Below are 15,035 nucleotides of genomic sequence, written 5' to 3' on the forward strand. Positions count from 1 at the left end.
CTTCCAAACAAAAACTTAATCGATACTGACTGAATCTTGATGCATTTCTTCTGTATAAGTTTTCACTCGGCCAAATTCTTGTTCCGCTTGTGTTTCACTCTTAATGTCGATTTTCCAGCCTGTCAATTTAGCTGCTAGGCGAGCATTTTGCCCTTTGATACCAATGGCTAATGATAGTTGATAGTCTGGAACAATGACGCGTGCCATCTTTTCATTTTCATGAATTTGAACTTCAAGAACTTTGGAAGGACTTAGCGCATTGGCCACATACTCTTCCACGCTTTCCATCCAACGAACGATGTCGATTTTCTCGCCGCGCAGTTCAGTAACAATCGTCTGAACACGTAACCCTTTGGGTCCAACACAGGAACCTACCGGATCTACCTCAGCATTGCGTGAGTGAACAGCGATTTTGGAACGGAATCCTGCTTCACGGGCCACGGAACGAATTTCGACGACACCGTCAAAAATTTCAGGAACTTCGAGTTCAAACAGACGTTTAAGCAAACCGGGATGTGTACGGGACAAAATAATTTGCGGCCCCTTAGTCGTATTCTCCACTTTGGTGATATACGCTTTAATCCGATCGCCTTGCTTAAATTTGTCTGTTGGCATAAGTTCTGTTAAAGGCAGCACAGCTTCTACTTTACCTAAATCAACATAAATGTTGCGTTGGTCTTGACGCTGAAGAATACCCGTAACAATATCTTCCTCTTTGTCAATAAAAGCGTTGTAAATAAGTCCTCGCTCAGCTTCACGAATACGCTGTGTTACGACCTGTTTGGCTGTTTGAGCAGCAATTCTACCAAAATCGCGAGGCGTAACTTCAATTTCAACAATATCTTCCAGTTGATAATTTGGATTAATTTCACGCGAAGCGTGGAGCGAAATTTCCAATCTTGGATCGAGTACTTCCTCAGTTACGGTTTTGCGTGCAAATACCTTAATGAGACCCGTATGACGATTGATATCTACGCGCACATTTTGCGCGGTGTTGAAATTACGCTTATAACTTGAAATCATCGCTGCTTCAATTGCATCGATAAGTAACTCTTTAGAGATACCCTTCTCACGTTCAATTTCCGACAGCGCTTCGATGAAATCCGTGTTCATTTGAACTGAGTCCCCCCTTTCAATAAGTAACGGTCACTAAAAAACGATAGCCAAACGAGCGCTTGCTACCTTAGTGAACGGAATAGTAACTTTCTTTTTGCCAATTTCAATGATGAGATCTTGTTCGTCAAAGGATACCAGCAATCCTTCAAACTCCTTGGAGCCCTCGATCTGCTCGTAGGTCGTAACAAATACGTGACTGTTCACGGCCTTGTAATAATCTTGCGTCTTCTTCAATGGACGTTCAGCCCCTGGTGAAGAAACCTCCAAGAAATAAGCATCAGCAATCGGATCTTTCTCATCCAATTGAACACTAAGGTATTCACTGATACGGCCGCAATCATCTATATCAATTCCGCCTTCTTTGTCAGCGTAGACACGAAGGAACCAATTGCTGCCCTCTTTGACATATTCAATATCCACGAGTTCAAATCCATTTTGTTCAATGAAATCCTTCAGCATGTCCTCTATGACGGATTTGATGTGTGCTTGTGTAACCACAGATAAATGTACCTCCTAAATTGACTTTCCCCTAGTCATAACCCGAAAAGTCCTATATCAAAATGTAAAGAGTGGGTTTCCCCACTCTTTAATCACAAGATGATATCCTCATTATTGCCAATAAAAATTATACCATAACCAATCTTTGCATTACAATAGCAAACTTGTTAATGATTTTCACTTGACAGCTAACTTCTCTATTACACTATGCAATGAAATTTAGAATAGTGACAACTGATTCGATTCCGGCATACCTCGGAAACATCCCATCGACGATAACAGCTCGATCACGGTTTTGGAAGCTTTCGAACGATTCTGGAAATCCTCGATAGAGAGGAAATCGCCTTCGTCTTTGGCAGCCGCAATATTTTTCGCTGCGTTCTCACCGATACCTGACATTGCGGCAAATGGAGGAATCAATGTGTTGCCATCAATCGTAAATCGCGTTGCATCCGAACGGTAGATATCAATTGGCTTGAAGCTGAAGCCACGAGACGTCATCTCTAGCGACATCTCCAGGATAGAGACCATGGCCTTTTCCTTTGGTAGCGCCTGGAAACCTTTTTCTTCAATTTCAATCAATCGTTTCAAGATAGCGTCATACCCTTGGCAAAGCAATTCGAGATCGAAGTCGGCCGCACGAACACTAAAGTAAGTAGCGTAGTAAGCAATTGGATGATATACCTTGAAGAATGCTGTACGAACAGCGGAAATAACGTAAGCAGCAGCATGCGCTTTTGGAAACATATATTCAATCCGTTCACAGGACTCAATATACCATGCAGGCACATTGCACCGCTTCATCTCTTCTTTCCACTCGTCCGTCAGACCTTTACCTTTACGCACACTCTCGGTAATTTTAAAGGCTAAACCCGCATCCATTCCTGCTTTATAAATTAAGAATAGCATGATATCATCCCGACATCCAATAACGGTCTTAATATTGCATATTCCTTTTTTAATCAGCTCTTGTGCATTCCCTAACCAAACACCCGTTCCGTGCGAGAGTCCGGAAATTTGCAGTAAGTCGGCAAACGAACTCGGTTGCGTTTCCTGGAGCATCTGGCGCACGAATTTCGTTCCCATTTCCGGAACGCCATATGTCGCAACCGGAGAACGAATCTGATCCGGAGTTACGTTAAGCGCTTCTGTGGAGTTAAAAATACTCATCGCTTTAGGATCATTCATCGGAATGGTCGTCGGATCAATCCCAGTCAAATCCTGCAGCATCCTCATCATCGTCGGGTCGTCGTGTCCCAGAATATCTAGTTTGAGCAAATTAGCGTCGAAGGCGTGGTAGTCAAAATGAGTTGTTTTCCATTCTGAATTCTTATCATCTGCCGGGTATTGGACTGGCGTAATGTCATCAACTTCCATGTAATCAGGGACTACAACAATTCCCCCTGGATGCTGCCCTGTGCTGCGCTTAACCCCAGTACAACCGGCAGCCAACCTATTCAGCTCAGCGCCCCGCCACTTCTGGCCCTGCTCTTCTTCATATTTTTTCACAAATCCGAAGGCTGTCTTCTCCGCAACTGTACCAATGGTGCCCGCACGGAAAACACATCGCTCACCGAAAATTTCTTTCGTGTAATTATGGGCAACCGGCTGATATTCGCCAGAGAAGTTCAAATCGATATCGGGGACTTTATCCCCTTTAAAGCCTAGGAATGTTTCAAAAGGAATGTCGTGTCCGTCTCCTCTAAGGTTCCCACCACAATCGGGGCATATCTTGTTAGGGAGATCGAACCCACTCGGAACGCTACCGTCCAGGAACCATTCACTGTGCTGACAAGAAGCACAAATATAATGCGGAGGCAGCGGATTAACCTCAGAAATCCCAAGCATCATGGCAACTACGGAAGATCCGACAGATCCCCTTGAACCTACGAGGTAGCCGTCTTTATTCGACTTTTTAACCAACCGTTCGGAGATCAAATAGTTCGCAGAGAAACCGAATTTAATAATTGGAACAAGCTCTTTTTCCAACCGGGCAACGATCACCTCTGGAAGCTCATCGCCATAAATACTTTTCGCCGTAGAGTAACAGGTGTCTCGAATTTCATCGTCCGCACCTTCAATAATTGGTGTAAACAATTTATCCGGGAAGAGCTCAATCGCTTCGAACCGATCTGCCAGTTCATTCGTGCTGCGAACAACAACCTCAAAGGCTTTTTCTTCGCCCAAAAACTTAAACTCTTCCAGCATCTCTTTGGTGGTGCGGAAGTGAGCATCCGGCTTCTTCATCGATTTCAGCGGACTAAACCCAGTAATCCCGTTAATCGTAATGTCCCGGCATACTTTCTCCCGAGGATGCAGGTAATGCACATTGCCTGTCGCAATGACCGGCTTACCTGTTTTATAACCAATTTCACAGACGCGGCGTACTGCATTCTCAAGGTCCTCAACACTGCCGACAAGCCCTTTTTCAACTAAATGCATATTGTAACTGACCGGCTGGATTTCCAAAATATCATAGAACTCTGAAACTTGTTCAGCTTCTTCAATTGTTTTATTAAGAACAGCCTCAAAAAACTCGCCTTTTTCACAACCGGAAGTGATAAGAAGCCCTTCTCTAAATTCGACTAACACGCTCTTCGGAATCGTAGCGCCTCTTTGTAAATACGTTGTATGAGATAAAGAGATAAGTTTAAATAAGTTCTTTTTGCCAATCGCGTTAAGCGCATAGATGCAGCAATGGAAAGGTCGCTGATTCGACAAATCTTTGCCGACGTAATCATTTAGCTTAGCGAGACTCGTTATTTGTCGATCATTAGCTTCATTAATTAAGTGATAGAGCACAAATCCTAAGGCAATGGAGTCATCAATCGCACGGTGATGATTATCTAAGCCCACCTTAAATTTATCGGATAAGGTATTCAATCGGTGATTCTTCATGGATGGGAACAAAAATCTCGCCAGTTCCAATGTGTCTACTACAGTGTTGGTCACCTCCGGCAAACCCATCCGTTGCAAATTGGCTTGAAGGAAACCCATATCAAAGCGCGCGTTATGAGCTACAAGCACGGAATCGCCGATAAAATCTATAAATTTCGGAAGCTCCACCTCAATATCAGGAGCTCCTACCACCATGTCATCTGTAATATTCGTTAATTGCTGAATGTTATAAGGGATTTTCTCATGTGGGTTAATGAACGTTGCAAAACGGTCGATTTCCTTGCCATCCTGCATTTTAACTCCGGCAAGCTCGATGATACGGTTATTCGTAACGGATAAACCGGTGGTCTCGACGTCGAAAATGACATATGTCGCCTGCTTCATGTCCAAATCCCTGCCATTCATGACGATTGGCACAGAGTCATTGACTACATTAGCTTCAACGCCGTAAATCACTTTAATTCCGTGTTTTTTAGCGGCTTTCCCCGCATCAGGGAAACATTGAATATTGCTGTGGTCTGTAACGGCAATGGCTTTGTGACCCCATTTAGCTGCCATTTTCACATATTGATCAATAGGCGTTAAAGCATCCATCGTACTCATCGTCGTATGCAAGTGGAACTCAACACGCTTCTCAGCGGCATCATCCATGCGATCTTTCGGCGCCATCACTTCAGTCAAATCGTTTGGAATCATTACGAGCTCAGGGATTTGCATGAATCGGTCATATTCAACTTTGCCTCTGGCTCTGATCCATGTTCCGTTCTGAAGTAAACTCATAATCTTCACGTCATCTTTGGTTTTCGCGAAAACTTTCATCGCCATTGAATCTGTAAAATCCGTTACGTTAAAACTATACAACGTGTTACCGTTTCTTAATTCCTTAACCTCTAAGCCGAATACCGTTCCTTGAACCGTGATTTTCTTCTCTTCTTCTTTAATATCCTTCAGGGGAGTCGGTACTTCCTTGATCTCATACCCCATTACAAGCTTCAAATCATCCGGTAAAGAAGATTCTTCTTCTTCTTCCATGTCAATCGACATCATGATTTCTTGTGTAATCGTCTTTTCGCTTTGCTCACGCTGCTTGGCAAACTTTTCATATTCCGTTTCGACAGCGGCTGAATCGCTGATCGCATATTTAACCGTCAATTCCGTTTGGAAATAGTTATGGAAAAAGTCTCGGATGAAGGTATCAATATTCTTTTTCTTCGCAAGCTCCAGACCAATCGCATCCAGCATAATGAGGGATAGGGCTTGCCCTTGCACTTCAAATTTAGCTTTAGCCATCCAGCCATTAATGGACGGCACTTCGCGCTGCAGCCATTCCATAAATAAGCTCCAGTATTCATCTACCAAAGCAGCCGGCTCCGCCCCTTCAAACTTCCAAATAAAACGAATCTTCGCGATTTGCGCGAATTTTTCTTGAATCATTTTACAAAAAGAGCGGTAAATGTTCTGAGGCACTAAGTCATTTTTCACCAAATAAAAAGTCCAGTCGCGGTTCTTCCGACTAATCTCTACTTGATCGATATAGCCTTCTGTAAAAAATGATCGCACGATATCGGCAGGAATCTCAGCTTGCTGCATCAAAAGCTCAAAGCGATTCCGTTTATCCGCCAAATTACTCATGAACAGCCTCCCCATAAAAATACGAAGGGCAATGGATGACTTGCCTCCATTTGCCCTTATTGTAGTAATTAGTAACTGCGGCCAAATACGACCGTATGTTTCGCAGCATCGCCGCAAACCAAACATGTTGACTTCGTTTCTGTAGGTGTGAAAGGAATATTGCGGCTTGTCGCACCTGTTTCTTGCTTCACTTGTTCCTCGCATGCATTGGAACCGCACCATCCAGCTAAAGCAAAACCACGTTTTGTTTCCAGGAATGTTTTGAATTCATCGATAGAATCCACGGCAATGTAGTGCTCGTCACGGAACTGCTTGGCTTTATCATACATCTGCTGATGAATCTCAGCAAGTAAATTTTGAACTTCTTCGACAAAATTCGCTTGTTGCACGGTTTTCTTCTCTCCACTTACTCGGGACACAAGAACAACCTGTCCGTTCTCCATATCGCGTGGTCCCAATTCAACACGAATCGGTACGCCGCGCATTTCATATTCATTGAATTTCCAGCCAGGGCTTTGATCAGCGCGATCGTCCACTTTCACACGGACACCTTCTTTTTTAAGATCAGCGTATAGCTCGTCTACCCGTGCGATAACTTGATCCCGCGTTTTTGGAGGACCGATTGGAATCATGATAACTTGCGTTGGAGCGACTTTTGGCGGAAGAACCAAACCTCTGTCATCTCCATGAACCATGATTAACGCCCCGATTAGACGCGTACTTACGCCCCATGATGTGGTGTGTGCAAATTGATGCTGATTCTCACGATCCAGGAATTTGATATCAAATGCAACAGCGAAATTCGTACCTAGGTAGTGAGAGGTACCCGCTTGTACAGCTTTTCCGTCTTTCATCATCGCTTCAATCGAGAAAGTATCAATTGCGCCAGCGAATTTCTCAGAAGGCGTTTTCTGGCCAACAATGACCGGAATCGCCAAGAAATCTTCTGCAAATTGACGATACACGTCTAACATTTGCATTGTTTCACGACGTGCATCCTGCTCATCCTCATGTGCCGTGTGCCCTTCCTGCCATAGGAATTCCGTTGTACGCAGGAATGGCAACGTACGTTTCTCCCAACGAACCACATTCGCCCATTGATTGATCAGCAAAGGCAAATCACGATAGGAATTGATCCACTCGGAGTACATATGTCCAATCATCGTTTCGGAAGTAGGGCGAATCGCCAAGCGTTCTTCCAGTTTCTCCCCGCCTGCTTCTGTAACCCATGGCAGTTCCGGATTAAAGCCCTCTACATGCTCTTTTTCCTTTTGGAAAAAGCTTTCTGGGATAAATAAAGGGAAATAGGCGTTCCGATGTCCTGTTTCTTTGAATTTGCTGTCCAACTCGCGTTGAATGTTTTCCCAAATTTCGTAGCCGTCCGGCTTAAACACGATACATCCGCGTACTGGAGAGTAGCTCATCAGATCCGCTTTTTTGATCACATCTATGTACCAACGGGAGAAATCTTCTCCCTGTGGTGTAATCTCTTTAACAAACTGCTTATCGTTTGACATAAACCCTCCTAGATCATTAGAACTATCCCTTAATTAAACGTAAAATATCATTATACGTTACAGCTACCATAAGCAGCATAAGCAGCGCAAACCCAACAAAGTGAACCATACTCTCACGATTCGGATCAATTGGCTTGCCGCGAAGCGCCTCTAGTCCCATGAACAATAATCTGCTTCCATCCAAAGCAGGGATCGGCAGAAGATTAAATATCCCGAGATATAAACTTAATGTAGCCATCCACGAGAGGAAAACAGTGATTCCCATTTGGGCAAATTGGGCAGATACTTGAGCTGTTCTAACCGGACCGCCTAAATCATCAAGTTTAAATTGCAGCATCACTAGCTTCTGCAAACCCGTTACGATTCCGATTGTTGTCCCAACAACTTGCTCATAGGTTCCAGTTATTACTTCACTGAATGAAGCACTTCTCCGGTCTCCTGAGATCACAACACCTAGTTTGCCTGATCCTGCTTCCGTTTCTGGTGTTACTTGCAAAGTGAGCGGATTCCCGGCGCGGTCAATGACCCAAGTCATTGGCTTCCCAGCAGATGATTGAATCGTCGTTACCAGCTTCTCGCGGTCACTGCCAATCGGCTGATTATCAATCGAAATGATAATGTCGCCTTTTTGCAACCCGGCCTTCTCTCCTGCCTTGCCCGCAAGCACGGAATCCAGCTTTACATTCGTAAAGACACCGGACATGATGACAACGATTAGGAATAACACGATCGCCAAAAGAAAGTTCATCACAGGTCCCATTACAATCGCAATCGCTCGCTTACCAACGGTTTTCGATCCGAATTGCCGATCATACGGTGCAATCTGTGTTTCAACTCCCTTGGTAACCATCATCGCTTCTCGGTCGACGGGATAGGTTACTCTTTCTCCATCCACATCGAGTGAAACTTGAAGTGTTCTTTCAAGATCGATATGTTCCACAACACCCAAAATGACATTGGATCGGCGGTCTAATTGATCGAGAAAAAGGGAGGAGACTTCATTTTGTTTATTCAATTTAATAGCAATGGTTTGTCCAGGATTCACTTGAACAATTTCCGGATCTTCTCCGGCCATACGAACAAAACCACCGATGGGCAGTAAGCGAAGCGTATACCGAGTTTCCCCTTTTTTATATGAGAAAATCTTGGGTCCAAAACCGATGGCAAACTCTCTAACTAAGATGCCTGCGCGTTTTGCAAAGTAAAAATGACCCCATTCATGAATCGATACAAGAATGAAAAACATCAAAATAACTTTCAATCCAACTTCTATGGCTGACAAGTCGTATTTCCTCCTTCATGGACAGCATGTTCTTAGATTACCATTATTGAACCGCTGAATACAAGCTATGCCTGTTTAGCACAGTATACGGCAATGGAGAATGAATTAGACGTACCTGCAACCAGAGAAAAAAAGAGCCGAGCCACACTCACTGACTTAAGCTCTTAACACATTAAAATTGAATAGACTCCGCATACGCTCTAGCCCACAGGTCCTGTTCATGTATGAGCTCCAGTGCAGGATTGGCATATGACTCATGCTTCTGAAGAGCTGCTTCAATAACTTGCTCGATTTGTAAAAACGTAATTTCCCCTTTGAGGAAACGAGCTACTGCAATCTCATTGGCAGCGTTGAAAACCGTCGGTGTCGTTCCACCTTGTCTTCCGCTCTCATATGCCATCCGCAAACACGGATACCTGGTATAATCCATTTCGCGGAAGTTCAGTTTGCCAATTGCAGCCAGATCAAGCTTCTTGGTCGGTGTCACGAATCTGTCAGGATACGTTAAGGCATATTGAATCGGCACGCGCATGTCCGGATTGCCTAGCTGAGCAATAATGCTGTTGTCAACAAACTCAACGTAGGAGTGAATGACGCTTTCCGGATGAATCAACACATCAATTTGATCATAGGAAAGGTCGAATAACCAGTGCGCCTCAATGACCTCAAAGCCTTTATTCACCATCGTGGCTGAATCGATTGTAATCTTTGCTCCCATCGACCAATTCGGATGCTGTAGAGCTTGTTCAACTGTAACGCCTTCTAACTCTGCGCGAGTACGGTCACGGAATGAACCACCGGATGCAGTTATCGTAATCTTGGAAACCTGCGCAATGTTCTCGCCATTTAAACATTGATAAATCGCTGAATGCTCACTATCAATAGGCAATACAGCAACACCTTTTTTACGTACAGCTTCGGTTACAATGTGCCCTGCACTCACTAAAGTTTCCTTGTTGGCAAGACCGATGTGTTTACCAGCATCTATGGCAGCAAGTGTGGGTTTTAAACCTTGACTTCCTACCAGTGCAGTAACAACTAAATCAGCGTCTGTCGCCGCGGCTACTTCAATTAGACCTTCTTCACCATGTACAACCTTCGTCCCTGCCGGCACGCTCAGCTGAACCTCATGTGCCAACTCCTTCGTTGCAACGGAAACGAGTTTCGGTTTAAACTGGTTCACTTGCTCGATCAATAACTTTGTATTATATCCACCAGATATAGCTTCAACTTGAAATTTCTCTGGGGCGTGTTGAATGATGTCCAAGGTCTGTGTACCGATAGACCCCGTTGATCCTAAAATGGCAATCCGTTTCATGACTAAGCACCTCGCCCATGACAATTACATAGGTATTATTCCGATCAAATAAACAAATGGAAACACAATTAGCCAACTATCCATCCGATCCAGCACACCGCCGTGACCGGGGAGTAATGTTCCCGTATCTTTGATTCCCTTAACACGCTTATATGCAGACTGAATCAAGTCTCCTACTTGTCCAACAACAGCAATAATAAAACCAAGAGCCAGCGCTTTGCCAAAACCGAGTAAATCCGGAGCAAACCAAGCGAATATGAACGCCGCGATCATCGAGATGACAACGCCGCCTATTGCGCCTTCAATTGATTTCTTAGGACTAATTTGCGGCCACAGAAGGTTTTTGCCCAGTTTGGAGCCAACGAAATAGGCGCCTGAATCCGAGGCCCATATACAAACGAAAACAAGGATTGTCCAAAACAAGCCATGCTCCGCTAAACGTGCTGCAATCATATAATAGAAGCCAAAAGCAATATAGACAACGCCTAACAAAATGACCGAAACTTGATCAATGGTAATTTTATTTTTCGAAGCTACCGTTATAAATAGAAGTATAAACATAGCAAACCAGATGATCGCACTTGTAGAAATTGGAGAAGTGATTCCGACAAATTTCCAAGGTATTGTTATGTACAACAGTGCAATTAATCCAACAGCGCTTGTTAACTTATACTTCATGTAGCCATTCATCTGCAAATATTCCCGGTAGCCAAGAATCGAGAGCAATACGATTAATCCGGCATACCAGTATCCACCTAAAACTAATAACGTAATAAAAACGAGCCCAGCAATAACGCCTGTGACGATCCTTTGTTTCAAGTTGAATCCTCCTAGATGAACAACTTCAAATCCGGCAGCAATTCGTTAAACAACCGTCACCGTTTAGGAGAAATCGAAAGGATGTCTTACAGTCCTCCGTATCTTCTCCCACGGCGTTGGTATTCCGCGATGGCCTGCAAAAATAAAGATTCTGTAAACTCCGGCCAATAAGCCTCAGTAAACCAAAGTTCTGAATAAGCCAATTGCCACAACAGAAAATTGCTAAGTCTCAACTCACCGCTCGTGCGAATTAACAAATCGGGATCTGGTAGATCTGAAGTAAGCATATACGATGAAAAACGAGTTTCGTCCAGTTCTTCGGTCTGCAGCTTGCCGCTTTGAACATCACGAATCATATCCTGCACACCAGCAATCATTTCTTTACGTCCACCATAGTTTAAGGCAAAGTTCAAAATGAGTCCTGTATTATTTTTCGTCCGTTCGATAGCGCCCTCTATCGCGTTTAGCGTATAGTCAGGCAAACCATCTTTCCAACCCGTCATGCGGATACGGACATTATTCTCGATTAGCTCTTCAATTTCCAAAGGAAAAAACTCTTGGGGAAGCTTCATTAGAAACTCCACTTCTTCCTTGGGTCTCTTCCAATTTTCTGTTGAAAAAGCATACATCGTCAATACTTTAACACCGATCTCATTAGCTGCCATCGTAATTTTCTTAACATTTTTCATGCCGGAATGATGCCCGGCTACACGTGGCAAACCTCTTTGTTTTGCCCAGCGGCCATTTCCGTCCATAATGATAGCGACATGCGCTGGCACTTTGTCCAATTCAATTTCTGGTCTAGCTGTAGATGCTTGCTGATCTTTCATTCCAAACCATTGCTTAAATCGCTTGAGCACTGTTGTTCCTCCCAACTAGGGAAAGATGAAAAACCCCCAGCGACTACCCGGGGGCATATCTATCTTATACTTCCATGATTTCTTTTTCTTTAGCAGCCAAAACTTTTTCAACTTCGGCTACGAATTTATCCGTAAACTTCTGGATGTCTTCCTGATGTTTACGCGACTCATCTTCAGAGATCCCAGCTTTTTCAAGCTTTTTGATCTCATCGTTCGCATCGCGGCGAATATTGCGAATCGCCACTTTGGCTTCTTCGCCGAATTTTTTCGTCATTTTAACGAGATCCGTACGGCGCTCTTCTGTCAGTGCCGGGATCACAATGCGAATTACGATACCATCATTGGATGGTGTTAAACCCAAATCAGACTTCATAATTGCTTTCTCTATAGAGGACATGGAGCTTTTGTCCCATGGTTGAATAAGCAAAGTACGTGAATCAGGTGTTGTTAAATTCGCAAGTTGATTCACCGGTGTCATTGCTCCGTAATATTCCACTTGAATACGATCCAATAAAGAAGGCGTAGCACGACCAGCACGTAGAGAAGTCAAGTCTCTTTTAAGTGCGCCGATGGCTTTATCCATCCGGTCTTCAGCGTTCTTTTTCACTGCTTGTGGCATCGATTAGACACTCCCTTTAACTGTAGTCCCAATTTTCTCGCCAAGGACCACTCGTTTAATATTCCCTTTTTCTGTAATGTTGAACACCACCAACGGGATGTTGTTATCCATACATAGGGAAGAAGCGGTGGAGTCCATGACACCTAAATTATTACTGATAACTTCCATATACGTCAACGTTTCGAATTTCTTAGCTGTTGGATCTTTGAATGGATCTGCGGAGTAAACGCCATCCACTTTATTTTTGGCCATGAGAATGACTTCCGCTTCAATTTCAGCTGCTCTCAAAGCTGCTGTCGTATCTGTTGAGAAGTATGGATTCCCTGTACCTGCTGCGAAAATAACAACTCTCGCCTTTTCCAAGTGACGAATTGCTTTTCTACGAATATAAGGTTCAGCCACTTGCTGCATCGTGATGGAGGACTGAACTCTTGTTGGTACATCAATATTTTCCAAAGCATCCTGTAGTGCTAAAGAATTCATGACGGTCGCAAGCATCCCCATATAGTCCGCTGTTGCACGATCCATGCCTTTTTCACTGCCGGCGATTCCACGCCATATGTTACCGCCACCTACTACGATAGCGACTTCCACGTTCAATTCAACAACGTCTTTCACTTGCTGGGCGATGGAGGTAATGACTTCTGAATCAATGCCGTACCCTTGCTGTCCTGCCAGAGCTTCGCCGCTCAATTTGAGCACTATTCTTTTATAAAAAGGTTGACCCAACTTGTATAACCTCCGTTTCCATGCATAAACAAACTTATTGGCTAAAAAAGAAGGAACACCAAGTGTTCCATCTTTTTGAAAGAGCTATTATAGTTTAACTTGGGACATAACTTCTTCAGCGAAGTTTTCTTGTTTTTTCTCAAGGCCTTCACCAAGACCAAAACGTACGAAACGACGAATCGAGATGTTTTCGCCGATTGCAGCGATTTTCTCGTTCAGCAATTGATCGATTGTTTTGTCTGGATCTTTAACGAATTGTTGCTCCATTAAGCAGAACTCTTCGTAGTATTTGCCAATACGGCCTTCAACCATTTTTTCAATGATTTTCTCTGGTTTGCCTTCGTTAAGCGCTTGGTTGCGAAGAATTTCTTTTTCTTTCTCCAAAGCTTCTGTTGGCACTTCTTCACGACGAACATAAGAAGGGTTAGCCGCTGCAATGTGCATTGCGATATCTTTGCAGAAAGTTCTGAATTGCTCTGTTTTACCTACGAAGTCAGTTTCACAGTTGATCTCAACCAGAACACCAACTTTACCTCCAGCGTGAATGTAAGACTCTACTGCGCCTTCAGTAGCGATACGACCTGCTTTGTTAGCTGCCGCGGAAAGACCTTTCTCGCGAAGCAATTCACCAGCTTTTGTGATATCACCATTTGCTTCTTCAAGCGCTTTTTTGCAATCCAACATACCTGCGCCTGTTTTTTCACGTAATTCTTTCACTTGTGCTGCTGTAACTGCCATTGAAAGAAACCTCCCGTTTGTGGTTTGATATGTAACGCCTTTGCTTACTTTAAAAAAAGGGTGGTGACAGGCTGTTACACCTTCCAACCACCCTTTTCCCATTCCTATAAATTAAGCTGTTGTTTGTTCGCCTTGGTGTGCTTCGATTACTGCGTCAGCAATTTTCGCTGTAAGCAATTTTACTGCACGAATCGCATCATCGTTACCTGGGATCACATAGTCGATCTCGTCCGGATCACAGTTTGTATCAACGATACCAACGATTGGGATACCCAATTTACGAGCTTCTGCAACAGCAATACGCTCTTTACGTGGATCGATAATGAATAGTGCGCTAGGCAGGGATTTCATGTTTTTGATTCCGCCCAAGAATTTCTCAAGACGCTCTTTCTCTTTACGGAGAATGATAACTTCTTTCTTAGGTAGAACTTCGAATGTACCGTCCTCTTCCCATCTTTCAAGAGTTTTCAAACGGTCAATACGTTTTTGAATCGTTTGGAAGTTAGTAAGCGTACCACCCAACCAACGTTGGTTGATGAAGTACATTCCGCAACGTTCTGCTTCTTCAGCAACGGAATCTTGGGCTTGTTTTTTAGTTCCTACGAAAAGGATTGTACCATTATCTTCAGATACGGATTTAACGAAGTTGTAAGCTTCCTCAACTTTTTTAACCGTTTTTTGTAGATCGATAATGTAAATTCCGTTTCTTTCTGTGAAAATGTACTTGTCCATTTTCGGGTTCCAACGACGTGTTTGGTGACCGAAATGTACGCCAGCTTCTAAAAGCTGTTTCATGGAGATAACTGCCATCCCCAATCCCTCCTCTAAAATGGTTTATTTGGTATCCGCCGCCTGTCGCATCTTTGTATAAAACTTACCAATGTAAGCACCAATATACAAATTGACTGACGTGAGTTTTTAACACCGTGAATAAATATACCACAACTCAAATCCCTATGCAACCTTTTGTCGATTTCGTATTTTCCCGCGACAATAGGCATGTTTCAAT

Annotated in this window: 12 protein-coding genes; all 12 read right to left on the reverse strand. The window is 43.6% G+C overall.

Annotated elements, in window-relative coordinates; all coding sequences use genetic code 11:
* Nucleotides 1-15: 15 nt before the first annotated feature.
* The 12 genes from nusA to rpsB all read right to left on the reverse strand — a co-directional run bounded on the left by nusA (nt 16) and on the right by rpsB (nt 14,836).
* On the reverse strand, nt 16-1,113 hold the full coding sequence (nusA, locus tag GON05_RS19780; RefSeq protein ID WP_157321183.1) for a transcription termination factor NusA: 1,098 nt from the start codon (nt 1,111-1,113) through the stop codon (nt 16-18).
* Nucleotides 1,114-1,149: 36 nt separating this feature from the next.
* The gene (gene rimP, locus GON05_RS19785) at nt 1,150-1,614 is read right to left on the reverse strand and encodes a ribosome maturation factor RimP (RefSeq protein WP_309491758.1); all 465 of its coding nucleotides are present in this window, start codon (nt 1,612-1,614) and stop codon (nt 1,150-1,152) included.
* 219 nt (nt 1,615-1,833) lie between these two features.
* Nucleotides 1,834-6,144 (reverse strand): PolC-type DNA polymerase III, encoded by a 4,311-nt coding sequence (locus GON05_RS19790; protein WP_157321185.1) that lies wholly within the window; start codon nt 6,142-6,144, stop codon nt 1,834-1,836.
* Between the two features lie 68 nt (nt 6,145-6,212).
* Nucleotides 6,213-7,661, reverse strand: coding sequence for a proline--tRNA ligase (gene proS / locus GON05_RS19795; protein WP_157321188.1), 1,449 nt, complete (start codon nt 7,659-7,661; stop codon nt 6,213-6,215).
* Nucleotides 7,662-7,683: 22 nt separating this feature from the next.
* On the reverse strand, nt 7,684-8,943 hold the full coding sequence (rseP, locus tag GON05_RS19800) for an RIP metalloprotease RseP (RefSeq protein ID WP_127451012.1): 1,260 nt from the start codon (nt 8,941-8,943) through the stop codon (nt 7,684-7,686).
* Nucleotides 8,944-9,115: 172 nt separating this feature from the next.
* A complete protein-coding gene (locus GON05_RS19805; RefSeq protein ID WP_157321191.1) occupies nt 9,116-10,261 on the reverse strand; it encodes a 1-deoxy-D-xylulose-5-phosphate reductoisomerase in 1,146 nt (381 codons plus the stop codon).
* Between the two features lie 24 nt (nt 10,262-10,285).
* Entirely contained in the window at nt 10,286-11,080 is a 795-nt protein-coding gene (locus tag GON05_RS19810) for a phosphatidate cytidylyltransferase (RefSeq protein WP_157321193.1), read from the reverse strand.
* Nucleotides 11,081-11,166: 86 nt separating this feature from the next.
* Nucleotides 11,167-11,910 (reverse strand): isoprenyl transferase, encoded by a 744-nt coding sequence (locus GON05_RS19815; protein ID WP_157322242.1) that lies wholly within the window; start codon nt 11,908-11,910, stop codon nt 11,167-11,169.
* A gap of 94 nt (nt 11,911-12,004) precedes the next feature.
* Nucleotides 12,005-12,559, reverse strand: coding sequence for a ribosome recycling factor (frr, locus tag GON05_RS19820; RefSeq protein WP_157321196.1), 555 nt, complete (start codon nt 12,557-12,559; stop codon nt 12,005-12,007).
* 3 nt (nt 12,560-12,562) lie between these two features.
* Nucleotides 12,563-13,288, reverse strand: a complete 726-nt coding sequence (gene pyrH / locus GON05_RS19825; RefSeq protein ID WP_127451020.1) for a UMP kinase — start codon at nt 13,286-13,288, stop codon at nt 12,563-12,565.
* 87 nt (nt 13,289-13,375) lie between these two features.
* On the reverse strand, nt 13,376-14,026 hold the full coding sequence (gene tsf / locus GON05_RS19830; RefSeq protein ID WP_157321198.1) for a translation elongation factor Ts: 651 nt from the start codon (nt 14,024-14,026) through the stop codon (nt 13,376-13,378).
* Nucleotides 14,027-14,137: 111 nt separating this feature from the next.
* Nucleotides 14,138-14,836, reverse strand: a complete 699-nt coding sequence (gene rpsB / locus GON05_RS19835; protein WP_127451023.1) for a 30S ribosomal protein S2 — start codon at nt 14,834-14,836, stop codon at nt 14,138-14,140.
* Between the last annotated feature and the right edge of the window lie 199 nt (nt 14,837-15,035).

Source organism: Paenibacillus anseongensis (assembly GCF_009757995.1).
Taxonomy (GTDB): Bacteria; Bacillota; Bacilli; order Paenibacillales; family NBRC-103111; genus Paenibacillus_E; species Paenibacillus_E chondroitinus.

Bases quoted from the DNA above. Each gene is read 5' to 3' on its own strand.
- GON05_RS19805 (WP_157321191.1), bottom strand. From the start codon at position 10,261: ATGAAACGGATTGCCATTTTAGGATCAACGGGGTCTATCGGTACACAG.
- nusA (WP_157321183.1), bottom strand. From the start codon at position 1,113: ATGAACACGGATTTCATCGAAGCGCTGTCGGAAATTGAACGTGAGAAG.
- rpsB (WP_127451023.1), bottom strand. From the start codon at position 14,836: ATGGCAGTTATCTCCATGAAACAGCTTTTAGAAGCTGGCGTACATTTC.
- frr (WP_157321196.1), bottom strand. From the start codon at position 12,559: ATGCCACAAGCAGTGAAAAAGAACGCTGAAGACCGGATGGATAAAGCC.
- GON05_RS19815 (WP_157322242.1), bottom strand. From the start codon at position 11,910: ATGAAAGATCAGCAAGCATCTACAGCTAGACCAGAAATTGAATTGGAC.
- tsf (WP_157321198.1), bottom strand. From the start codon at position 14,026: ATGGCAGTTACAGCAGCACAAGTGAAAGAATTACGTGAAAAAACAGGC.
- GON05_RS19790 (WP_157321185.1), bottom strand. From the start codon at position 6,144: ATGAGTAATTTGGCGGATAAACGGAATCGCTTTGAGCTTTTGATGCAG.
- proS (WP_157321188.1), bottom strand. From the start codon at position 7,661: ATGTCAAACGATAAGCAGTTTGTTAAAGAGATTACACCACAGGGAGAA.